Here is a 23,140-nt window from a genome sequence, read left to right on the forward strand (position 1 = left end):
TCAATATCGAAGTAGTTTGGGAGAAATATTCCACCGATTATGTAGTTATAAAGGTGTTGAGATTATCGAAGGACACTTAATGCCTGATCATGTACATATGTTAGTAAGTATTTCACCAAGGATAAGTGTTTCAAGTTTCATGGGTTATTTAAAAGGCAAAAGTGCACTCATGATGTTTGACAAACACGCCAACCTCAAGTATAAGTTTGGGAACCGGCATTTTTGGGCAGAAGGTTACTACGTGAGTACAGTAGGACTTAATGAAACCACAATTAGGAAATATATCCAAGAACAGGAAAAACATGATATAGCATTAGATAAATTAAGTGTAAAAGAATATGAGGATCCCTTTAGGGATAGTGGTAAGTAGTACCAAAGTCTCTTTAAGAGGCAAGTGACGAGTCAAGAGCAATGAGGCTTGAACAACGTGAAAGCCAGCGTCTTTAGGCGCTGGCTGGTAATTTGGGCTTATAGCCCTGGTGCAAACCACCCGTTAGACGGGTGGTTATGATTTAGAGGTATCTTCAGAAAGCTAGAGGATTGTTCTATAATGAAGCAAAATCCTTTCATTGTTCTAGAAAATTCGTTATAATATACGGTACAAAGGAAGTAGTGAAAATGTATCGTGTTATAGAAATGTATGGGGATTTTGAACCGTGGTGGTTCATAGAAGGTTGGGAAGAAGATGTCATTATGAGTCGCTCTTTTAACAAGTACTATGATGCTCTAAAATATTATAAATTATGCTGGTTTGAGCTGGAAAAGAAGAATCCTCTTTATAAGAGTCGGAGCGATTTGATGACTATTTTTTGGGATCCTGCTGACCAACGCTGGTGTGATGAGTGTGATGAGTATTTGCAGCAGTATCATTCTTTGGCTCTTTTACAGGATGGGCAAGTCATCCCTGATGAAAAGCTACGTCCAGGTTATGAAAAACAAACAGGTCAAGAAAAACACCGTTCTTGCCGCATGAAATTGAGATAAAAAGTAACTTTTTAAGTTGCTTTTTATTTTTTCCAATTTTTTCGAATAGTATAGGTGAGGAGGTAAGTATGGTTCAAGAAATTGCACAGAAAATTATTGCGACTGCGAAAGAAAAAAAGGCTCAGGATATCTATTTTATCCCCAAGGAAAAGTCCTATGAGCTTCACATGCGGGTTGGAGACGAACGGTGTCTAGTTGACTCCTATGAGTTTGATGTTTTAGCTGCTGTGATTAGTCATTTCAAGTTTGTGGCTGGGATGAATGTAGGAGAAAAGCGTCGCAGTCAGCTGGGTTCTTGTGATTATCAGTATGACGAAAAGGTTTCTTCACTGCGTTTGTCCACCGTGGGAGATTATCGGGGACATGAGAGTTTGGTCATTCGTTTGTTACACGATGAGGAGCAGGATCTGCATTTCTGGTTTCAGGATATGAACGAACTGGGTGAGCAGTACAGGCAACGGGGACTCTATCTCTTTGCAGGTCCAGTCGGAAGTGGCAAGACGACTCTGATGCACGAATTAGCCCAGTCTCTTTTTAAGGGACAACAAGTTATGTCTATTGAAGATCCTGTCGAGATCAAGCAGGAAGACATGCTCCAGTTACAGTTGAATGAGGCGATTGGCTTGACCTATGAAAATCTCATCAAACTGTCTCTCCGACATCGTCCTGACCTCTTGATTATCGGTGAAATTCGGGATAGCGAAACAGCGCGTGCAGTGGTCAGAGCCAGTTTGACAGGTGCGACAGTCTTTTCAACCATTCATGCCAAGAGTATCCGAGGTGTTTATGAACGCCTTCTGGAGTTGGGTGTGACGGAGGAGGAACTAGCAGTTGTCCTGCAAGGCGTCTGCTACCAGAGATTAATCGGGGGAGGAGGAATCGTTGACTTTGCAAACCAAAACTATCAAGAACACCAACCAACTAGCTGGAATGAGCAGATTGATCAGCTTCTTAAAGATGGACATATCACAAGTCTTCAGGCTGAAACGGAAAAAATTAGCTACAGCTAAGCAGAAGAAAATCATCACCCTGTTTAACAATCTCTTCTCCAGCGGCTTTCATTTGGTGGAAATTATTTCTTTCTTGGGCAGAAGTGCCCTGCTGGAAAAGGACTATGTGGCCCAGATGCACCAAGGCTTGTCTCAAGGAAAATCCTTCTCAGAAATGATGGACAACTTGGGTTTTTCAAGTGCCATCGTGACCCAATTGTCTCTAGCTGAAGTGCATGGGAATCTTCACCTGAGTTTGGAAAAGATAGAAGAATATCTGGATAATCTGGCCAAGGTCAAGAAAAAGTTAATCGAAGTGGCGACTTATCCTTTGATTTTGCTGGGATTTCTCCTGCTAATCATGCTGGGGTTGAGAAACTACTTGCTGCCTCAACTGGACAGTAGCAATATCGCCACCCAAATCATTGGCAATCTGCCACAAATTTTTCTGGGACTAGTGTTGGTTTGCTCTCTGTCTCTACTTTTAGCTCTCACTTTTTACAAAAGAAGTTCCAAGATGCGGGTCTTCTCGATATTGGCACGGATTCCCTTTCTGGGAATCTTTGTCCAGACCTATCTGACAGCTTATTACGCGCGTGAATGGGGCAATATGATTTCGCAGGGGATGGAGCTGACGCAGATTTTTCAGATCATGCAGGAACAAGGCTCCCAGCTCTTTAAAGAAATCGGTCAAGATTTAGCTCAAGCCCTGCAAAATGGTCGCGAATTTTCTCAAACCATAGCGACCTATCCTTTCTTTAAAAAGGAGTTGAGTCTCATCATCGAGTATGGAGAAGTCAAGTCCAAGCTGGGGAGTGAGTTGGAAATCTATGCAGAAAAGACTTGGGAAGCCTTTTTTACCCGAGTCAACCGCACCATGAATTTGGTGCAGCCACTGGTCTTTATCTTTGTGGCCCTGATTATCGTTTTACTTTATGCGGCAATGCTCATGCCCATGTATCAAAATATGGAGGTAAATTTTTAAAATGAAAAAACTTATGACAAATTTGAAAAGAGCCAAGGCGAAAGCTTTTACTCTCGTGGAGATGCTGGTGGTCCTTTTAATTATCAGTGTTCTTCTCTTGCTCTTTGTGCCCAATTTGACCAAGCAAAAGGATGCAGTGAATGACAAAGGAAAAGCTGCTGTTGTTAAGGTGGTGGAAAGTCAGGCAGAACTCTATAGTTTGGACAAGAATGAAGATGCTAGTCTTAGAAAACTACAAGCGGACGGTCGTATCACAGCTGAGCAAGCCAAAGCTTATAAAGACTACCATGCAAAACAAAAAACAAGTCAAACGGTTGCAGATTAAGGCCTTTACTATGTTTGAAAGTCTCTTGGTTTTGGGACTTGTGAGTATCCTTGCCTTGGGCTTGTCCAGCTCAGTTCAGTCCAGTTTTGCAGCGGTGGAGGAGCAGATTTTCTTTATGGAGTTTGAAGAACTCTATCGGGAAACGCAAAAACGCAGTGTTGCTAGTCAGCAAAAGACCAGCTTGAATTTAGATGAACAGACGATCAGCAATGACAGTCAAAAATTAACCGTTCCTAAAGGAATTCAGGGACCATCAGGGCAAACGATTCATTTTGACCGAGCTGGGGGCAATTCCTCTCTAGCTAAGGTTGAATTTCAGACTAGCAAAGGAGCGATTCGCTATCAATTATATCTAGGAAATGGAAAAATTAAACGCATTAAGGAAACAAAAAATTAGGGCAGTGATTTTACTGGAAGCGGTAGTTGCTCTAGCCGTTTTTGCCAGCATTGCGACCCTCCTCTTGGGACAAATTCAGAAAAATAGACAAGAAGAGGCAGAAGTCTTACAAAAAGAGGAAGTCTTACGTGTGGCTAAGATGGCTCTGCAAACAGGTCAAAATCAGGTAAAGGTAAATGGAGTGGAGATCCAGGTGTATTTTAATGAAAAAGGATTGGAGGTCTACCATGGTTCAGAGAAGTTGCTCGACCTTAAAGAGCAGTAAGGTAAGAGCGTTCACTCTTTTAGAATCTCTGATTGCCCTTATCGTCATTAGCGGAGGCTTGCTCCTCTTTCAAGCTATGAGTCAGCTCCTCATTTCAGAAGTTCGTTACCAGCAACAAAGCGAGCAAAAGGAGTGGCTCTTGTTTGTGGATCAACTGGAGGCGGAGTTAGAGCGTTCGCAGTTTGAAAAGGTGGAAGGCAATCGCATCTACATGAAACAGGATGGTAAGGATATCTCGATAGGCAAGTCTAAATTAGATGATTTTCGGAAGACCGATAGCAGCGGCCGGGGCTATCAGCCTATGGTTTATGGACTTAAATCCGCTCAGATTACAGAGGCAAATCACTTGGTTAGCTTTCATTTCCAGTTTCAAAAAGGCTTAGAAAGAGAGTTTATCTATCGTGTTGAAAAATCAAAAAGTTAAGGCAGGTGTTCTCCTATATGCAGTCACCATGGCAGCTATCTTTAGTCTTTTGTTGCAGTTTTATTTGAATCGGCAAGTCGCCCATCACAAAGACTTTGCCCTAAACAAAGAAAAGTTGGTAGCTTTTGCCATGGCCAAGCGAAGTAAGGATAAGGCTGAGCAAGAAAGTGGAGAACGAGCCTTCAACTTAGGAAAAGTCAGGTATCAAAATACGAAAACAGGTTTTGAAACAAGTGTTCGTATGAATAAGGGAGACTATGAATTTCTCTTTCCTCCGATGAAAACCCAAGAAAAGAAAACAGCTAAAAAGGAAGAGGTAGCGACTGATTCAAGCAATCAAGCAGAGAAGAAAAAATCAGAAGAGAAGCCTGAAAAGAAAGATAATTCCTAGTCAATTCAACTACTTTGTGTTAAACTAAAAGCATGAAACATGATTTTAATCACAAAGCAGAAACCTTTGATTCGCCCAAAAACATCTTTCTTGCAAACTTGGTTTGTCAAGCAGTTGAAAAACAGATTGCTCTTCTATCAGACAAGGAAATACTGGATTTCGGTGGTGGGACAGGCCTATTAGCCTTGCCTCTAGCCAAGCAGGCCAGGTCGGTTACCCTTGTAGGCATTTCGGAGAAAATGCTGGAGCAAGCCCGTTTGAAAGCAAATCAGCAAGACATCAAGAATATCCAGTTTTTGGAGCAAGATTTACTGGCAAATCCCTTGGAGCAACAATTTGACCTGATTGTAGTCAGTCGAGTTCTTCATCATATGCCTGATCTAGATGCGACTCTTGCCATGTTCTACCATCACCTTAGGGAGAATGGACAGGTCCTCATTGCTGATTTTGTCAAGACAGATACCAACCACCACGGCTTTGAGCTGACTGAACTGGAAAACAAGCTCGCCCAGTTTGGTTTTTCGAGCATTGGCAGTCAGATTCTTTATAGTGCTGAAGGTCTTTTCCTAGGAAATTACGCAGAGCTCTTTTTAACTGTAGCCCAAAAATCACTCGCTGACTAAAGCAGTGATTTTTTTCTTCAGATGGAAAAAATAGGGGAAATTTGATAAAATAGGAACATGGATTTTGAAAAAATTGAACAAGCTTATACGTATTTACTAGAGAATGTCCAAGTCATCCAAAGTGATTTGGCGACCAACTTTTATGATGCCTTGGTAGAGCAAAACAGCATCTATCTGGATGGCGAGACTGAGCTAAAGCAGGTCAAGGAAAACAATCAAGCCCTTAAGCGCTTAGCGCTTCGCAAGGAAGAGTGGCTCAAGACCTATCAGTTTCTCTTGATGAAGGCAGGCCAAACTGAGCCTTTGCAGGCCAATCACCAGTTTACGCCGGATGCCATTGCCCTCCTCTTGGTACTTATTGTGGAAGAGTTGCTTCATAAAGAGGAAATTAGCATCCTCGAAATAGGTTCTGGCATGGGGATTCTGGGCGCTACCTTCTTGACTTCTCTTGCTAAAAAAGTGGATTACTTGGGAATCGAAGTGGATGATTTGCTGATTGATTTGGCAGCTAGTATGGCAGATGTGATTGGTTTACAGGCTGGATTTGTTCAAGGCGATGCCGTTCGTCCGCAAATGCTTAAAGAAAGCGACGTGGTCATCAGCGACTTGCCTGTTGGTTATTACCCAGACGATGCAATCGCTTCACGCTATCAAGTGGCTTCTAGCCGAGAACATACCTATGCCCATCATTTGCTGATGGAGCAAGGTCTCAAGTATCTCAAGTCAGATGGCTATGCTATTTTTCTGGCTCCGAGTGATTTATTGACCAGTCCTCAAAGTGACTTATTAAAAGGATGGCTTAAAGAGGAAGCGAGCTTAGTTGCGATGATTAGCTTGCCAGAGACACTATTTTCTCATGCTAGCCAAGCCAAGACAATCTTTGTTTTACAAAAGAAAGCTGAAAAGGAGTTGGTTCCGTTTATCTATCCGCTAGAAAGTTTGCAAGATCCAGCTGCACTAATGAAATTTAAAGAAAATTTTCAAAAATGGAGTCAAGGTACTGAAAATTAAGCAAGAATTTGTTATAATGGATGAAAACGCTTAAAAGGGGTATCATCTTATGACAAAAACAATTGCAATCAATGCAGGAAGCTCAAGTTTGAAATGGCAACTCTATCAAATGCCAGAAGAAGTAGTATTGGCGAAAGGATTGATTGAACGCATCGGTTTGAAGGACTCTATTTCAACTGTAAAATTTGACGGACGTTCTGAACAACAAATTCTTGATATTGACGACCACACACAAGCGGTTAAAATCTTGTTGGATGATTTGATTCGTTTTGACATCATCAAAGGTTATGATGAAATTACTGGTGTCGGGCACCGTGTCGTGGCTGGTGGTGAATATTTCAAAGAGTCAACCTTGGTAGAGGGAGATGTTTTGGAAAAGGTTGAAGAGTTGGGACTTTTGGCTCCTCTTCACAACCCAGCCAACGCAGCAGGAATTCGCGCATTTAAGGAATTGCTTCCAGATATTACCAGCGTTGTTGTTTTTGATACTTCATTCCACACAACCATGCCAGAGAAAGCATATCGCTACCCTCTTCCAAACAAATACTACACTGAAAATAAAGTTCGCAAGTATGGAGCCCACGGGACAAGTCATCAGTTTGTAGCAGGAGAAGCAGCTAAAATTTTAGGTCGCCCCCTAGAAGAATTGAAATTGATTACTTGTCATATTGGAAATGGTGGTTCTATTACAGCAGTCAAAGGCGGTCAGTCTGTTGATACATCCATGGGCTTCACTCCACTTGGTGGTATTATGATGGGGACTCGTACAGGTGATATTGATCCAGCAATTATCCCCTATCTAATGCAACATACAGATGACTTCAATACACCAGAGGATATCAGTCGTATTCTTAATCGTGAGTCAGGACTTTTGGGTGTTTCTGAGAGATCAAGCGATATGCGTGATATTCACGAAGCTATGCGTACAGGTGACGAGAAAGCGCAGCTGGCAAATGAGATTTTTGTGGATCGTATCCAAAAGTATATTGGTCAGTATTTGGCAGTTTTGAACGGTGCAGATGCCATTATCTTTACAGCTGGAATTGGAGAAAATTCTGTAACAATTCGTCAGATGGTTATTGAAGGCATTTCTTGGTTTGGCTGTGATGTGGATCCTGAAAAGAATGTCTTTGGCGCTACAGGAGATATTTCAACTGATGCGGCTAAAGTTCGTGTCTTAGTCATCCCGACTGATGAAGAATTGGTTATCGCTCGTGATGTTGAACGCTTGAAAAAGTAAGATGAACTGAATAAAATTACAAGATAAGATACAATAAAAAGGAGTTGGGAGATAAATTTTCCCAACTTTTTGTTGTTAAAACAGTCTAAAACCTTGTCATTATTGGCTTTTTTGAAATTTATGGTATAATAGTAGTAATTTAATAGATGGAGTTGAGTTTTGAAGAAAAGCTTTCGTGTAAAAAAAGAGAAAGATTTTAAGGCTATTTTCACGGATGGAACAAGTTTTGCCAATCGAAAATTTGTTGTCTACCAATTGGAGAATCAGAAAAGTCATTTTCGAGTAGGGCTGTCCGTCAGTAAGAAATTAGGGAATGCAGTCACTAGAAATCAAATTAAAAGACGGATTCGACACATTTTGCTAAGTGTAAGGGAGCAGTTAGCTGATAACGTTGATTTTGTCGTAATTGCTCGAAAAGGGGTTGAAGGCTTGGATTATGCAGAAATGGAGAAAAATCTACTCCACGTATTAAAGTTATCAAAGATTTACCGGGAAGGAATTAGGAGTGAAAAAGAAACTACAGTTGATTAGTTTGCTGGGCTTGTCCTTATTTATCATGACAGCCTGTGGGACGAGCGATGTTGCAGCAGATTCTACAGATATATGGAGTAAATTTGTCTATTTTTTTGCTGAAATCATCCGCTTCTTGTCCTTTGACATTAGTATCGGAGTGGGGATTATCCTCTTTACGATCCTGATTCGTACGATTCTATTACCAGTCTTTCAGACTCAGATGGTGGCCTCTAGAAAAATGCAAGAGGCTCAACCACGGATCAAGGCTCTGCAAGAACAATATCCAGGTCGTGATATGGAAAGTAGAACCAAGCTGGATCAGGAGATGCGGAAGGTCTATAAAGAATTAGGGGTCAAACACTCCTCTTCTCTCTGGCCGATTTTGATTCAAATGCCGGTTCTCTTGGCTCTCTTCCAAGCCTTGACTCGAGTAGACTTTTTGAAAACAGGGCATTTTTTGTGGGTGAACCTTGGGGGAGTAGACACAAGCTTTATCCTTCCGATTTTAGCGGCAGTCTTTACCTTCTTAAGTAGTTGGTTATCGAATAAGGCTTTACCTGAAAGAAGTGGAGCTATGACAGGGATGATGTACGGGATGCCTGTACTGATCTTTATCTTTGCCATCTCTTCACCTAGTGGTGTAGCCTTGTACTGGGCAGTATCCAATGCTTATCAAGTTTTGCAAACCTACTTCTTAAATAATCCTTTTAAGATTATTGCAGCGCGTGAGGCGGAAGTACAAGCTAAAAAAGATTTGGAAAATAGAAAAAGAAAAGCCAAGAAAAAGGCTCAGAAAACGAAATAATAAGGAGGAATCTGATAATGGTATTATTTACAGGTTCAACTGTTGAAGAAGCAATCCAGAAAGGATTGAAAGAGTTAGGTATTCCGAGAATGAAGACTCACATCAAGGTCGTGTCCAAAGAGAAGAAAGGTTTTTTAGGCTTATTTGGGAAAAAACCAGCTCAAGTTGATATTGAGGCGATTAGTGAGACGACTGTGATTAAGGCCAATCAACAAGCTGTAAAAGGTGTTCCGAAAGAAATCAATGAACAAAATGAACCTGTTAAGACAGTAACAGAGGCTACAGTTGATCTTGGTCATGTTGTTGAGGCGATTAAAAAAATAGAAGAGGAAGGTCAGGGTGTTTCTGATGAAATCAAGGCTGAAATCTTGAAAAATGAGAAACATGCTAGCACGATCTTAGAAGAAACAGGTCACATCGCGATTTTAAATGAATTGCAGACCGGAGATACTGGAGTGGAAGACCCAGCAAAGTGTGAAGAATTTGTATCTATGTCAGAATCGGTAGAAAGCCAGTCTTTGGAAGATCTAGGTTTGAAAGTGGAGCCGAGTTATGACATCGAACAAGTAGCAACTCAAGTGGCTAACTATGTTCAAACCATTGTGGACGATATGGATGTTGAAGGGACGATTTCAAGCGACTACAATCGTCGCACTATCAATCTTCAAATTGATACCAATGAACCTGGTCGTATTATCGGCTATCACGGGAAAGTATTGAAAGCACTTCAGCTTTTGGCGCAAAACTACCTCTACAATCGTTATTCAAGAACTTTTTATATCACAATCAATGTCAATGATTACGTTGAACACCGTGCAGAAGTGTTGCAAACCTATGCACAAAAATTGGCGACTCGCGTTTTAGAAGAAGGACGTAGCCAACAAACTGATCCAATGTCAAATAGCGAACGCAAGATTATCCATCGCATTATTTCACGCATGGATGGCGTGACGAGTTATTCTGAAGGTGACGAGCCAAATCGCTATGTTGTCGTAGATACGGAATAAACAAAATCAGGCTTGTCCTGATTTTTTGTTAGAAAAGGGAGAAGAAACAGATGATGGAAGCAATCAAGAACTATCTATCTTATGCAGGTATCCAATATCGTCATCCAGATAAAGCTGGCGATGAAAGAGAAAAGATGTTGACCTTGCGGCAAAAAGGTCAAGAGGCTCGAAAGTCTTTTACAGAATTGGCCAAAACCTTTCAAGCTAGTCATCCAGAATGGCAACTGCAACAGACTAGTCAGTGGATGAACCAAGCGCAACGCTTGCGACCGCATTTCTGGGCCTATCTACAGAGAGACGGACAAGTGACAGAACCTATGATGGCTCTTCGTTTGTATGGAACACCTGCTAATTATGGGATTTCTTTGGAAGTCAGTTTCATCGAACGTAAGAAAGACGAACAGACTTTAGACAAGCAATCCAAAATTTTAGAGATTCCAGTAGTTGAAGGAATGTATTATTTAGCTTACACCGATGGTCAAAGTTATAGAATAGAGGGCACAGAAAAAAATCGTCGTACCTTACGAGAGAAAGTGCAAAATCAGGAAATTCGTAAAGTTTTGGTCAAGGCAGATGTCTCCTTCATTGAAAATCAGTCAGTAGAAGCAATATTGGAGAAGCTAGAAGACGCTTATACTCTCCTACTTCCTTACTATGAGGTGACGAGAGGATAGACAAATCAAATGTACTAGAGGAGCTCAAGTTGTTTTATTGCTATTCTATGCATTTTTTCATATAATAGAAAAATAGGATGTGTGATTTATTGATCACCTCAAAGAGAAAGGAAATTCTATGTCAAATCTATCTGTTAATGCAATTCGTTTCCTAGGAATTGACGCTATCAATAAAGCCAACTCAGGTCACCCAGGGGTGGTTATGGGAGCAGCTCCGATGGCTTATAGCCTCTTTACAAAACAACTTCGCATCAATCCAGCACAACCAAACTGGATTAACCGTGATCGTTTTATTCTTTCAGCAGGCCATGGTTCAATGCTTCTTTATGCCCTTCTTCACCTTTCTGGTTTTGAAGATGTCAGCATGGATGAGGTCAAGAACTTCCGTCAATGGGGTTCCAAAACACCAGGTCACCCAGAATTTGGGCATACAGCAGGGGTTGATGCTACAACAGGTCCTCTAGGACAAGGGATTTCTACTGCCACAGGTTTTGCCCAAGCAGAACGTTTCCTAGCAGTAAAATACAATCGTGAAGGCTACAATCTCTTTGATCACTACACTTATGTGATCTGTGGAGACGGAGACTTGATGGAAGGTGTCTCAAGTGAGGCGGCTTCATACGCAGGCTTGCAAAAACTAGACAAGTTGGTTGTTCTTTATGATTCAAATGATATCAACTTGGATGGTGAAACAAAGGATTCCTTTACTGAAAGTGTTCGTGACCGTTACAATGCCTACGGTTGGCATACAGCCTTGGTTGAAGATGGAACAGACTTGGAAGCAATCCATGCTGCTATCGAAGCAGCTAAAGCTTCAGGCAAACCATCTTTGATTGAAGTGAAGACGGTTATTGGATACGGTTCTCCAAATAAACAAGGAACCAATGCGGTACACGGTGCTCCTCTTGGGGCAGATGAAACTGCGGCTACTCGCCAAGCCCTTGGTTGGGACTACGAGCCATTTGAAATTCCAGAGCAAGTATATGCTGATTTCAAGGAAAATGTAGCAGACCGTGGCGCATCAGCTTATCAAGCTTGGACTAAATTAGTTACTGACTATAAAGAGGCTCATCCAGAACTGGCTGCAGAAGTAGAAGCCATCATCGACGGCCGTGACCCAGTTGAGGTGACTCCAGCAGACTTCCCAGCCTTAGAAAATGGATTTTCTCAAGCAACTCGTAACTCGAGTCAGGATGCCTTGAATGTTGTAGCAGCTAAGCTACCAACCTTCCTAGGTGGGTCAGCTGACCTCGCTCACTCAAACATGACTTATATCAATACTGATGGACTTCAAGACGATGCCAATCGCTTGAACCGCAACATTCAGTTTGGTGTTCGTGAATTTGCCATGGGAACCATCTTGAACGGAATGGCTCTTCATGGTGGACTTCGTGTTTATGGTGGTACTTTCTTCGTCTTCTCTGACTATGTGAAAGCAGCTGTCCGCTTGTCAGCCTTGCAAGGACTTCCTGTGACTTATGTCTTTACCCACGATTCAATCGCAGTTGGGGAAGATGGTCCAACTCACGAACCAGTTGAACACTTAGCAGGTCTTCGTGCTATGCCAAATCTCAATGTTTTCCGCCCAGCAGATGCGCGTGAAACTCAAGCAGCTTGGTACCTTGCAGTGACAAGTGAGAAAACACCAACTGCCCTTGTCTTGACACGTCAAAACTTGACTGTTGAAGAAGGGACAGACTTTGACAAAGTGGCAAAAGGTGCCTATGTTGTCTATGAAAATGCAGCGGACTTTGATACGATCTTGATTGCAACTGGTTCAGAGGTGAATTTGGCTGTCGCAGCTGCCAAAGAATTGGCTAGCCAAGGTGCAAAAGTCCGTGTAGTTAGCATGCCATCAACAGATGTCTTTGACGCACAAGATGCAGCTTACAAGGAAGAAATCCTTCCAAATGCAGTTCGCCGTCGTGTTGCAGTCGAAATGGGTGCAACTCAAAACTGGTACAAGTATGTTGGTCTTGATGGTGCCGTTCTCGGTATTGATACCTTCGGAGCATCTGCTCCAGCACCAAAAGTATTGGCAGAGTACGGATTTACAGTTGAAAATCTAGTCAAAGTCGTTCAAAACTTGAAATAATCACAAAAATCAGAGTGAAAACTCTGATTTTTTATAACCATAAAAACAAGGCACAATCTTGTAAAAGTAGCTGAAATTTGATATAGTAGTCCTATGTAAAATACAAAGGAGAAAATACTATGGAAAATATTAGTCCAAATTTAACATTTGTGATCATGCTTGTAGGTATGTTTGCCTTGATGTTCTTTATGCAACGTTCTCAAAAGAAACAAGCACAAAAGCGTATGGAAAGCTTGAATAAGCTTCAAAAAGGATATGAAGTCATTACAATTGGTGGGCTTTATGGAACAGTGGATGAAGTAGATACTGAGAAAGGTACAATCGTACTGGATGTAGATGGCGTTTATTTGACTTTTGAATTGGCTGCAATTAAGACCGTTTTGCCACTCAAAGAAGCTGTGACACCAGAAGGAACAGTTGTTGACGAAGGCGGAGCAATCGAAGAATAAAACGGGACCTGTCACTCCCGTTTTTCTATGAGATGAGAGGAAAAGGGATGAAAAAAATAGTATTTGTTTGCCTAGGAAATATCTGTCGTAGCCCCATGGCAGAGTTTGTGATGAAGTCCATGACGAGCGATTACCACGTCGAGAGTCGGGCAACGTCATCATGGGAACATGGCAATCCGATTCATAAGGGAACGCAAGGAATTTTCCAGCAATATCAGATCCCGTATGATAAAGATAAAACATCGCTTCAGATTGGCAGAGAGGACTTTGAATCGTTTGATTACATTATCGGTATGGATGCTTCAAACGTTTCAGATCTGCGTCACATGTGTCCTCAGGAACTACAGTACAAAATTTACTCTTTTGCATCTGAAAGTGTCCCAGATCCTTGGTATACAGGAGATTTTGAGGAAACCTATTCTCGTATTACAAGTGGGTGTCAAAGCTGGCTAGATCGATTAGAAAATGAGAGTGACAATGGAAAAGCTTAAACAATTTTATGAGAAGTATAGAGTTTACCTAACTCGTCCTAGGTTAGAGCTCGTTGCAGTAGTTGTAATGGTACTCTGTGCTCTTTCGGTATTTCTGCTAAATACGCCTAAAAAGGGTGTCCTGACACTTGATGGTGGAGCTCTTGTTTATGATGGCACCTTGGTACGAGGGAAAATGAATGGTCAAGGAACCCTGACCTTTGAAAATGGAGACCAATATACAGGTGATTTCAATAATGGAGCCTTTAATGGGAAAGGAACTTTCCAATCAAAAGATGGCTGGAAATACGAAGGTGATTTTGTAAATGGCCAGGCTGAAGGTCAAGGGAAGTTGACTACAGAGCAAGAAGTCGTTTATGAAGGAACCTTTAAACAAGGCGTTTTTCAGCAAAAACAGTAGTCTCCAAGTTAGGAGACTATTTTTCAAAACTGGAAAGAAAGCGCTTTCTGTTTTTGAATTCGATAAATAACTATTGACTAGAAAAACTTTGTGAAATAAAAAAATTTTTTCCATAATTTCACAATCGTCCAGACAAAACTCTATTGTATAGATATATTGAGAAAAAAATCACAATCTTAGAAAATTTCTTTGTGAAATGCTTATGAAACGGTTTACAAAGTCTTGAAAAAGAGTTATAATAAAATTGTGAAAAAATTAACAAAGGATTAAATCCTTGAAGACTATGGAGGACAATATGGCTGATAAAAAAACGTTAACACCTGAGGAAAAACAACTCGCTGCTGAAAAGCATGTCGACGGGTTAGTGAAAAAAGCCTTGGTTGCGCTTGATGAAATGCGCAAGTTGAATCAAGAACAGGTTGATTACATCGTAGCGAAAGCTTCAGTTGCAGCTCTTGATGCGCACGGAATTCTTGCTCAACATGCAGTTGAAGAAACTGGTCGTGGTGTATTTGAAGACAAGGCTACAAAAAACCTTTTTGCCTGTGAGCACGTTGTGAATAATATGCGTGGTGTTAAAACTGTCGGTGTTATTGAAGATGACCCTGTTACTGGCTTGACTAAAATTGCAGAGCCTGTTGGAGTAGTATGTGGTGTCACTCCAACAACGAACCCAACTTCAACAGCGATTTTCAAATCATTGATTGCTTTGAAGACACGCAACCCAATCGTTTTCGCTTTCCACCCATCAGCTCAAGAATCTTCTGCTCACGCAGCACAAATCGTTCGTGATGCAGCTATCGCAGCTGGAGCACCTGAAAACTGTGTTCAATGGATTACAGAACCATCTATGGAAGCAACTGGAGCGCTTATGAACCACGAAGGTGTTGCAACTATCCTTGCAACTGGTGGTAATGCTATGGTTAAGGCGGCTTACTCATGTGGGAAACCAGCTCTTGGGGTAGGTGCCGGAAACGTTCCTGCTTATGTAGAAAAATCTGCTGACCTCCGTCAAGCTGCTCATGATATCGTCATGTCTAAATCATTTGACAATGGTATGGTCTGTGCATCAGAGCAAGCGGTTATCATTGATAAAGAAGTCTATGACGAATTTGTAGAAGAATTCAAATCATACCACACTTACTTTGTAAACAAAAAAGAAAAAGCCCTTCTTGAAGAATTCTGTTTCGGTGTGAAAGCTAACAGCAAAAACTGTGCAGGTGCTAAACTAAATGCAAACATCGTTGGTAAACCAGCAGCATGGATTGCTGAACAAGCAGGATTCAGCGTTCCAGAAGGAACAAATATCTTGGCTGCAGAATGTGCAGAAGTAGGACCAAAAGAACCATTGACTCGTGAAAAATTGTCACCAGTTATCGCTGTCCTAAAAGCTGAAGATACAGAAGACGGTCTTACAAAAGCTCGTCAAATGGTTGAGTTTAACGGACTTGGTCACTCAGCAGCCATCCATACAAAAGACGAAGCTCTTGCTAAACGCTTTGGTACAGAAATCAAAGCAATGCGTATTATCTGGAACTCTCCATCTACTTTCGGTGGTATCGGTGACGTATACAATGCCTTCATTCCATCATTGACACTTGGATGTGGTTCATATGGACACAACTCAGTCGGTGATAATGTGAGTGCGATCAACCTTCTAAACATCAAGAAAGTAGGGAAACGTAGAAATAATATGCAGTGGTTTAAAGTTCCTTCAAAAATTTACTTCGAACGCAATTCTATCCAATACCTTCAAACATGTGAAGATATTGAACGCGTTATGATTGTTACAGACAAATCGATCGAAAAACTTGGCTTTGTTCAACGTGTTATCGATCAATTGAACGCACGTAGCAACCGTGTAACTATCCAAGTATTCTCAGATGTTGAACCAGATCCAGACATCACAACTGTAGAACGTGGTGCTGAAGTGATGAAAGCATTTGAACCAGATACAATCATCGCTCTTGGTGGTGGTTCTCCAATGGACGCGGCCAAAGTAATGTGGCTCTTCTACGAACAACCAGAAATCGACTTCCGTGACTTGGTTCAAAAATTCATGGATATCCGTAAACGTGCCTTCCGCTTCCCATCACTTGGTAAGAAAGCGAAGTACATCGGTATCCCAACAACTTCAGGTACAGGTTCAGAAGTAACACCATTTGCCGTTATCTCTGATAAGAAAAACAACCGCAAATACCCATTGGCTGACTACTCATTGACACCAACGATTGCGATTGTTGACCCTGCTTTGGTTGAATCAGTTCCAGACTTCATCGCAGCTGACACAGGTATGGACGTCTTGACTCACGCGACTGAAGCCTACACTTCAAACTTTGCCAACGACTACACAGACGGTATTGCGCTTCAAACAATCAAACTTGTCTTTGAATGGTTGGAAAAATCAGTTAAGACAGCTGATCCAGAAGCTCGTGAGAAAATGCATAATGCGTCTACAATGGCTGGTATGGCCTTCGCCAATGCCTTCCTTGGTATGAGCCACTCAATGGCCCACAAGATTGGTGGTGTTCACCATACTGTTCACGGACGTACAAACGCAATCTTGCTTCCATACGTTATCCGTTACAACGGTACTCGCCCATCTAAGACAACTACATGGCCTAAGTACAACTACTGGAAAGCTGATGAGAAATTCCAAGACATCGCGAAAATGCTTGGATTGCCTCACTCAACTCCAGAAGAAGCGGTTGAAGCTTATGCCAAAGCAGTTTACGATCTTGGTGAAGCAGTCGGAATTACAATGAACTTCAAAGGCTTTGGAATCGATGAAAAAGCTTGGAAAGACAGCTTGCATGAAATTGCATTGCTTGCTTATGAAGACCAATGTTCACCTGCTAACCCACGCTTGCCAATGGTAGCTGACATGGAAGAAATCATGGCAGATGCTTACTATGGTTATGCAGAACGTCCAGGACGTCGTAAATAATCGTTTATCAGCCTAGAGACAGGAGAAATCCTGTCTCTTTTCATAGTCCTATTTCTGAAGTTAGAGTTGAACTATGAGAAGATTATGCGGATAGGATAGAAGGTCTTAGAAATAAAAGCTTGGGTGAATGAAGGGGATTGAAAAGTAGAAAAGCAAGAGAGAAAAACAACGCCCGTACTTGCAATTCTACTTAAATAGTTATATAATAATAATGTTGAAAGGTGATTTGTAGTGATTCAAGTTACTCTTTTCACAATAAAATTTTCAGGATTTTCATAAGGAGGAAATCACTAATGGTAGTTAAAGTTGGTATTAACGGTTTCGGACGTATCGGTCGTCTTGCTTTCCGCCGCATCCAAAACGTAGAAGGTGTTGAAGTTACTCGCATCAACGACCTTACAGATCCAGTTATGCTTGCACACTTGTTGAAATACGACACAACTCAAGGTCGTTTCGACGGTACTGTAGAAGTTAAAGAAGGTGGATTTGAAGTTAACGGTAAATTCATCCGTGTTTCTGCTGAACGTGATCCAGAACAAATCGACTGGGCTACTGACGGTGTAGAAATCGTTCTTGAAGCAACTGGTTTCTTTGCTAAGAAAGCAGCGGCTGAAAAACACTTGCACGCTGGCGGAGCTAAAAAAGTTGTTATCACTGCTCCTGGTGGAAACGATGTTAAAACAGTTGTATTCAACACTAACCACGACGTTCTTGACGGTACTGAAACAGTTATCTCAGGTGCTTCATGTACTACAAACTGCTTGGCTCCAATGGCTAAAGCTCTTCAAGACAACTTCGGTGTTGTAGAAGGATTGATGACAACTATCCACGCTTACACTGGTGACCAAATGATCCTTGACGGACCACACCGTGGTGGTGACCTTCGCCGTGCTCGTGCTGGTGCTGCAAACATCGTTCCTAACTCAACTGGTGCTGCTAAAGCTATCGGTCTTGTAATCCCAGAATTGAACGGTAAACTTGACGGATCTGCACAACGCGTTCCAACTCCAACTGGATCAGTTACTGAATTGGTAGCAGTTCTTGAAAAGAACGTTACTGTTGATGAAGTAAACGCAGCTATGAAAGCAGCAGCTAACGAATCATACGGTTACACAGAAGATCCAATCGTATCTTCAGATATCGTAGGTATGTCTTACGGTTCATTGTTTGACGCAACTCAAACTAAAGTTCTTGACGTTGACGGTAAACAATTGGTTAAAGTTGTATCATGGTACGATAACGAAATGTCATACACTGCACAACTTGTACGTACTCTTGAATACTTCGCAAAAATCGCTAAATAATTCTTGAGTCGATAAAAGCAAGGCCTTCTGGTCTTGCTTTTTTGTATAGAAAAATGGATGATAATGTCATCCATTTTGTTTTAATTCTGTTTCAAAAGTATCCGAGAGGGCAGTAAAACTCAATTTTTCGAAGGTGAGTGGATGGGTAAAGGATAGTCGGAAGGCATGGAGCATGAGTCTGCTTGCTTTTGAACCAGAGTTATAGAGAGGATCGCCCATGATAGGATGCTTGTGATGAGAAAGGTGAACACGAATCTGATGCGTTCGGCCGGTCTTTAGTTTGCAACGAACCAGAGAAGTCTTGTTTGGGAATTGCTTTAATCGACTGATATGTGTTTCAGCATATTGTCCATTTTTTGCATCAACTATTCTTTTTCTACGATCGTGTCGATCACGACCAATTTTATCTCGAAAGACAAGTTCTTTACTCTCTACTCGCCCTTCTATAAGTGCCCAGTACTCACGAGCGATTTCCTTTTTCTCCAACAAACGATTGAGAATGGGGAGGATAAAAGGATTTTTAGTGAAAAGTACTAAACCGCTTGTTTCCATATCAAGGCGATGAACGACATAACAAGTTTGGCCGACGTAGGCGCTGACATGATTGAGAAGGGCGATTTCGTTTGGCTGGTTACCGTGGGTTTTCATGCCCTCGGGTTTGTTGACGATAATGAGATGTTGGTCTTGATAAACTTCTTGAACGAGGTTTGGATTGCCCCAAAGAATTTCCTTTTTGGGATAATCTTCCTCGTCGAAAGTCAACTGGCAAACATCCCCTGGTTTGACCATCTCGTTCCAGTGAACTTCTTCGTGATTAATTAAGATATTCTTCTTTATTCTCAAAAAATGGCGGATTTTTCTAGGGATGAGGAGTTGCTCCTCTAGAAAATGTTTGACCGTCATTTGAGGCAAGGATTCGGGTAATGTAAATGTGAATTGCATACAGATATTGTAACAAAAAAAGCCCTATTTGGATAGGGAGTAGCTAAATTCTTGAGTTCCCATGGTGAAGATGATAAAATAAACGCATGAAATTAGATAAATTATTAGAGAAGTTTCTTTCTCTCTTTAAAAAAGAAACGAATGAATCAGCGGGATCTGATTCGACTAGCATGCGTCGTTCACGGAGCGATAGAAAAAAATTGTCCCAAGTAGGCCCAATTCGGAAATTTTGGCGCCGTTATCATCTGACAAAGATTGTCATCATTTTAGGGTTAAGTGCTGGTTTGCTAGTAGGAACCTACCTATTTGCGATAGCCAAGTCTACCAATGTCAATGACTTGCAAAATGCCCTGAAAACGCGAACTCTGATTTTTGACCGCGAAGAAAAAGAGGCAGGAGCCCTATCAGGTCAAAAGGGAACCTATGTTGAGTTGACAGATATCAGCAAAGACTTGCAGAATGCTGTCGTTGCGACAGAGGATCGTTCCTTCTATAAAAATGACGGGATTAACTATGGTCGTTTCTTCTTAGCTATTGTCACAGCAGGTCGTTCTGGAGGCGGTTCTACCATCACTCAACAGTTGGCAAAAAATGCCTATTTGTCTCAGGACCAAACCGTTGAACGGAAGGCCAAGGAGTTTTTCCTCGCATTAGAGTTGACAAAGAAATACAGCAAGGAGCAAATCCTTACTATGTACCTCAATAACGCCTACTTTGGAAATGGGGTATGGGGTGTTGAAGATGCAAGTAAGAAATATTTCGGTGTACCGGCTTCACAACTATCGCTTGATCAGGCGGCCACTCTAGCAGGGATGCTCAAGGGACCAGAATTGTATAATCCATTAAATTCTGTTGAGACTTCGACCAACCGTAGGGACACTGTTTTGCAAAATATGGTTGCAGCGGGCTATATTGATAAAAATCAAGAGACCGAAGCGGCTGGAGTAGATATGGCTTCTCAACTGCAAGATAAGTATGAGGGAAAGATCTCTGATTATCGTTACCCATCTTATTTTGACGCAGTAGTCAACGAAGCAGTATCCAAGTACAATCTAACAGAAGAAGAGATTGTCAACAACGGCTATCGAATCTATACGGAACTTGACCAAAACTATCAAGCAAACATGCAGGTTATTTATGAAAACACTTCGCTATTTCCAACGGCAGAAGACGGAACGCATGCTGAATCAGGTAGTGTTGCTCTAGAGCCTAAAACAGGTGGGGTGCGTGGAGTTGTCGGTCGCGTAGCTGGTGATGACAAATCAGGATTCCGTAATTTCAACTATGCTACTCAGTCTAAGCGTAGCCCGGGTTCAACTATCAAACCTTTAGTGGTTTATACTCCAGCTGTGGAAGCCGGATGGGCTCTGAACAAGCAACTGGACAACCATACCATGCAGTACAACAGTTATCAAGTAGACAACTATGCAGGTATTAAGACATCTCCAGAAGTACCTATGTATCAGGCCTTGGCAGAATCACTCAACCTACCAGCTGTTGCGACTGTAAATGAATTAGGTATTGACAAAGCTTTTGACGCTGGGGAGAGATTTGGCCTGAATATGGAAAAAGTTGACCGAGTTCTTGGAGTTGCTCTTGGTGGAGGTGTGGAGACGAATCCTCTCCAGATGGCGCAAGCCTATGCAGCCTTTGCTAATGAAGGTCTGATGCCTGAAGCCCATTTTATTACTCGTATTGAAAATGCCAGTGGGCAAGTCATCAAGAGTCATGCAAACTCTCAAAAACGCGTGCTAGATAAGTCAGTAGCTGATAAAATGACCAGTATGATGTTGGGTACTTTTACAAATGGTACAGGAATTAGTTCGTCGCCAGCAGATTATGTCATGGCTGGAAAGACAGGTACTACTGAGGCTGCTTTTAATTCAGTATATACTAGTGACCAGTGGGTGATTGGTTATACTCCGGATGTTATAATCAGCCACTGGCTCGGCTTCCCAACAACAGATGAGAATCATTATCTAGCAGGGTCGACCTCCAATGGAGCAGCCCATGTCTTTAGAAGTATGGCTAATACCATTTTGCCTTACACTCCAGGTAGCACTTTTACAGTTGAGAATGCCTATAAGCAGAATGGCATTGCGCCAGAAAATACTAAAAAACAAGCTATTGAAAATGAGACAAACCAGTCCGAGGATCCGCTAGGAGATATTCGTAGTCGTGCTCAAAATCTTGTAGACGAAGCGGGACGTGCGATTTCGAATGCAAAGATAAAAGAAAAAGCTCAGACAATCTGGGACTCTTTCGTCAATCTCTTTCGTTAAGAGTCTTGTCAAAGCCTAGGTTTCTTGTTATAATAGATAAGATGGAGGCGTTATGGCACTAAAAAAAGCAAGCCTAGCTTGTGCAGTTTGCGGTTCAAGAAATTATTCGATTAAAATTAGTGGGAACCCCAAGCCAACACGACTAGAAGTAAATAAATTTTGTAAACATTGTGGAAAATATACGACACATAGAGAAACGAGATAGGAGAGAACGATGGGCTTTATTAAGGATATTTTTAAACTTCTTAAAGAAACAACATGGCCGACTCGCAAAGAAAGCTGGAGAGATTTTCGCTCAATTATGGAATACACAGCCTTCTTTGTGGTTATCATTTACATTTTTGACCAGTTGATTGTTTCAGGTTTGATTCGATTTATTAACATTTTTTAGAAGAAAAGCGGAGAACTTCTGCTAGCTTTCTTCTATTTATGAAAGGAAATATCATGGATAGTTTTGACAAAGGATGGTTTGTTCTACAAACATATTCTGGCTATGAAAATAAGGTAAAAGAAAATCTATTGCAACGTGCGCAAACATATAACATGTTGGATAATATTCTACGCGTTGAGATTCCAACACAAACCGTGCAAGTTGAGAAAAATGGAAAGAAAAAGGAAGTTGAAGAGAATCGCTTTCCAGGTTATGTCCTTGTAGAAATGGTCATGACAGATGAAGCATGGTTCGTCGTTCGAAACACACCTAACGTAACAGGATTCGTCGGCTCACACGGTAACAGATCAAAACCAACTCCGCTATTGGAACAGGAAATCCGTGATATTCTGGTTTCTATGGGACAAACCGTTCAAGAGTTTGATATTGACGTTGAAGTCGGCCAGACAGTCCGCATCATTGATGGCGCTTTTGCAGACTATACAGGTAAAATTACTGAAATTGATAACAACAAAGTGAAGATGATTATCTCTATGTTTGGTAATGACACGATTGCAGAAGTGAATCTCAACCAAATTGCAGAATTATAACCCAGAGAGACCTTGTCTCTCTTTTTATGTGCTGTTGAGGGAGGAAGAAGTATAGAATAGAGAAAGTAGACTCAGGGGCTCGCGCATTTTGTTAAACTAAATGCAGAAAGGAGAGGTCTATGAATCTGAAAGAACTATACGAAGAAAGCAAGGGGATTGTCCATAAGTGCCGCAAAGAATACCATTTACATCTGTGGGAGAAAGAGGACTGGGACCAGGAGGGGATGCTGTGCCTGTATGAGCTGGTCAGTCACCATCCAGAGTTACTAGTTGGTGAACGTCGCCGATTATATGTGTGCTTTAAAACCAAATTCCGCAATCGCATCCTAGACTACATCCGTAAACAGGAAAGTCACAAGCGCCGTTTCGACAAAGAGCCTTATGAGGAGGTGAGTGAAATCAGCCATCGCCTAGGAGAAAAAGGACTGAGACTGGATGATTATTATCTCTTTCATGAGCTTCTAAAGAATTACAAGGCAAGTCAGGGGAAAGAAAAACAAGAACAACTAGAACGTCTGATGGGAGGAGAATGTTTCAAAGGACGCAAGGCACTTCTAGGAGAATTAAGAGTGGTATTGAGTGATTTTAGATAAACTGAAAATAGGCAAAAAATCCC

General features: G+C 41.5%; 28 protein-coding genes. 27 read left to right on the top strand and 1 reads right to left on the bottom strand.

Features of this window, described 5'->3' with window-relative positions:
* From tnpA to gap, 22 genes are all read left to right on the top strand, one after another.
* Positions 1–370 (top strand): IS200/IS605 family transposase (gene tnpA / locus SORDD05_RS09430; RefSeq protein ID WP_061419425.1); only part of this gene is annotated, 370 nt, incomplete at its 5' end.
* Positions 371–618: 248 nt separating this feature from the next.
* Entirely contained in the window at positions 619–984 is a 366-nt protein-coding gene (locus SORDD05_RS09435; protein ID WP_061419428.1) for a DUF1033 family protein, read from the top strand.
* Positions 985–1,052: 68 nt separating this feature from the next.
* Positions 1,053–1,994, top strand: coding sequence for a competence type IV pilus ATPase ComGA (gene comGA / locus SORDD05_RS09440; protein ID WP_061419431.1), 942 nt, complete (start codon positions 1,053–1,055; stop codon positions 1,992–1,994).
* Positions 1,942–2,958 (top strand): competence type IV pilus assembly protein ComGB, encoded by a 1,017-nt coding sequence (comGB, locus tag SORDD05_RS09445; protein ID WP_081102484.1) that lies wholly within the window; start codon positions 1,942–1,944, stop codon positions 2,956–2,958. The genes comGA and comGB overlap by 53 nt, the downstream gene beginning before the upstream one ends.
* Before the next feature lies 1 nt (position 2,959).
* Positions 2,960–3,283, top strand: a complete 324-nt coding sequence (comGC, locus tag SORDD05_RS09450) for a competence type IV pilus major pilin ComGC (protein ID WP_061419434.1) — start codon at positions 2,960–2,962, stop codon at positions 3,281–3,283.
* On the top strand, positions 3,246–3,680 hold the full coding sequence (comGD, locus tag SORDD05_RS09455) for a competence type IV pilus minor pilin ComGD (RefSeq protein ID WP_061419437.1): 435 nt from the start codon (positions 3,246–3,248) through the stop codon (positions 3,678–3,680). Before comGC ends, comGD begins: the two co-directional genes overlap by 38 nt.
* Positions 3,643–3,945, top strand: coding sequence for a competence type IV pilus minor pilin ComGE (gene comGE, locus SORDD05_RS09460; RefSeq protein ID WP_081102485.1), 303 nt, complete (start codon positions 3,643–3,645; stop codon positions 3,943–3,945). Before comGD ends, comGE begins: the two co-directional genes overlap by 38 nt.
* The gene (gene comGF / locus SORDD05_RS09465; RefSeq protein WP_061419443.1) at positions 3,908–4,369 is read left to right on the top strand and encodes a competence type IV pilus minor pilin ComGF; all 462 of its coding nucleotides are present in this window, start codon (positions 3,908–3,910) and stop codon (positions 4,367–4,369) included. The genes comGE and comGF overlap by 38 nt, the downstream gene beginning before the upstream one ends.
* Positions 4,347–4,760, top strand: coding sequence for a competence type IV pilus minor pilin ComGG (comGG, locus tag SORDD05_RS09470; protein ID WP_061419447.1), 414 nt, complete (start codon positions 4,347–4,349; stop codon positions 4,758–4,760). Before comGF ends, comGG begins: the two co-directional genes overlap by 23 nt.
* Positions 4,761–4,792: 32 nt before the next feature.
* Entirely contained in the window at positions 4,793–5,383 is a 591-nt protein-coding gene (locus SORDD05_RS09475; RefSeq protein WP_061419451.1) for a class I SAM-dependent methyltransferase, read from the top strand.
* A gap of 57 nt (positions 5,384–5,440) precedes the next feature.
* A complete protein-coding gene (locus SORDD05_RS09480) occupies positions 5,441–6,394 on the top strand; it encodes a class I SAM-dependent methyltransferase (protein WP_061419454.1) in 954 nt (317 codons plus the stop codon).
* 49 nt (positions 6,395–6,443) lie between these two features.
* Positions 6,444–7,634, top strand: coding sequence for an acetate kinase (locus SORDD05_RS09485; RefSeq protein ID WP_061419457.1), 1,191 nt, complete (start codon positions 6,444–6,446; stop codon positions 7,632–7,634).
* 159 nt (positions 7,635–7,793) lie between these two features.
* Positions 7,794–8,165 carry a ribonuclease P protein component gene (gene rnpA / locus SORDD05_RS09490; RefSeq protein WP_061419459.1) on the top strand — a complete coding sequence of 124 codons (372 nt, stop codon included), beginning with the start codon at positions 7,794–7,796 and terminating at the stop codon, positions 8,163–8,165.
* Positions 8,140–8,952 (top strand): YidC/Oxa1 family membrane protein insertase, encoded by an 813-nt coding sequence (locus SORDD05_RS09495; protein ID WP_081102486.1) that lies wholly within the window; start codon positions 8,140–8,142, stop codon positions 8,950–8,952. Before rnpA ends, SORDD05_RS09495 begins: the two co-directional genes overlap by 26 nt.
* A 17-nt stretch (positions 8,953–8,969) precedes the next feature.
* Complete coding sequence (gene jag / locus SORDD05_RS09500; RefSeq protein ID WP_061419462.1) at positions 8,970–9,959, top strand: RNA-binding cell elongation regulator Jag/EloR; 990 nt, start codon at positions 8,970–8,972, stop codon at positions 9,957–9,959.
* Positions 9,960–10,009: 50 nt separating this feature from the next.
* Positions 10,010–10,633: a hypothetical protein gene (locus tag SORDD05_RS09505; protein ID WP_061419465.1), complete on the top strand. Its 624-nt coding sequence runs from the start codon at positions 10,010–10,012 to the stop codon at positions 10,631–10,633.
* Between the two features lie 118 nt (positions 10,634–10,751).
* The gene (gene tkt / locus SORDD05_RS09510; RefSeq protein ID WP_061419468.1) at positions 10,752–12,728 is read left to right on the top strand and encodes a transketolase; all 1,977 of its coding nucleotides are present in this window, start codon (positions 10,752–10,754) and stop codon (positions 12,726–12,728) included.
* A 128-nt stretch (positions 12,729–12,856) separates the two neighbouring features.
* Positions 12,857–13,177 carry a preprotein translocase subunit YajC gene (gene yajC / locus SORDD05_RS09515; protein WP_025168961.1) on the top strand — a complete coding sequence of 107 codons (321 nt, stop codon included), beginning with the start codon at positions 12,857–12,859 and terminating at the stop codon, positions 13,175–13,177.
* 47 nt (positions 13,178–13,224) lie between these two features.
* Positions 13,225–13,668, top strand: coding sequence for a low molecular weight protein-tyrosine-phosphatase (locus SORDD05_RS09520; RefSeq protein ID WP_038805740.1), 444 nt, complete (start codon positions 13,225–13,227; stop codon positions 13,666–13,668).
* Entirely contained in the window at positions 13,655–14,068 is a 414-nt protein-coding gene (locus SORDD05_RS09525; RefSeq protein ID WP_061419471.1) for an MORN repeat-containing protein, read from the top strand. The genes SORDD05_RS09520 and SORDD05_RS09525 overlap by 14 nt, the downstream gene beginning before the upstream one ends.
* Before the next feature lie 295 nt (positions 14,069–14,363).
* Entirely contained in the window at positions 14,364–17,015 is a 2,652-nt protein-coding gene (gene adhE / locus SORDD05_RS09530) for a bifunctional acetaldehyde-CoA/alcohol dehydrogenase (RefSeq protein ID WP_000763944.1), read from the top strand.
* 293 nt (positions 17,016–17,308) lie between these two features.
* A complete protein-coding gene (gap, locus tag SORDD05_RS09535; protein ID WP_000260669.1) occupies positions 17,309–18,319 on the top strand; it encodes a type I glyceraldehyde-3-phosphate dehydrogenase in 1,011 nt (336 codons plus the stop codon).
* Between the two features lie 66 nt (positions 18,320–18,385).
* Here gap and SORDD05_RS09540 read toward each other — a convergent pair whose 3' ends face one another.
* Positions 18,386–19,261, bottom strand: a complete 876-nt coding sequence (locus SORDD05_RS09540) for an RluA family pseudouridine synthase (RefSeq protein ID WP_155718873.1) — start codon at positions 19,259–19,261, stop codon at positions 18,386–18,388.
* A gap of 86 nt (positions 19,262–19,347) precedes the next feature.
* On the opposite strand from SORDD05_RS09540, the gene pbp2a reads away from it, so the two are divergent.
* From pbp2a to SORDD05_RS09565, 5 genes are all read left to right on the top strand, one after another.
* Positions 19,348–21,543, top strand: a complete 2,196-nt coding sequence (gene pbp2a, locus SORDD05_RS09545) for a penicillin-binding protein PBP2A (protein ID WP_000762657.1) — start codon at positions 19,348–19,350, stop codon at positions 21,541–21,543.
* Positions 21,544–21,595: 52 nt separating this feature from the next.
* The gene (gene rpmG / locus SORDD05_RS09550) at positions 21,596–21,748 is read left to right on the top strand and encodes a 50S ribosomal protein L33 (protein WP_001809375.1); all 153 of its coding nucleotides are present in this window, start codon (positions 21,596–21,598) and stop codon (positions 21,746–21,748) included.
* Between the two features lie 9 nt (positions 21,749–21,757).
* A complete protein-coding gene (gene secE, locus SORDD05_RS09555; protein WP_000505776.1) occupies positions 21,758–21,934 on the top strand; it encodes a preprotein translocase subunit SecE in 177 nt (58 codons plus the stop codon).
* 53 nt (positions 21,935–21,987) lie between these two features.
* Positions 21,988–22,524, top strand: a complete 537-nt coding sequence (nusG, locus tag SORDD05_RS09560; RefSeq protein WP_000376732.1) for a transcription termination/antitermination protein NusG — start codon at positions 21,988–21,990, stop codon at positions 22,522–22,524.
* Between the two features lie 119 nt (positions 22,525–22,643).
* Complete coding sequence (locus tag SORDD05_RS09565; protein WP_001049381.1) at positions 22,644–23,117, top strand: hypothetical protein; 474 nt, start codon at positions 22,644–22,646, stop codon at positions 23,115–23,117.
* Positions 23,118–23,140: the final 23 nt, after the last annotated feature.

Origin of the sequence: Streptococcus oralis (genome assembly GCF_001578705.1) — a bacterium.
Taxonomy (GTDB): domain Bacteria; phylum Bacillota; class Bacilli; order Lactobacillales; family Streptococcaceae; genus Streptococcus; species Streptococcus oralis_J.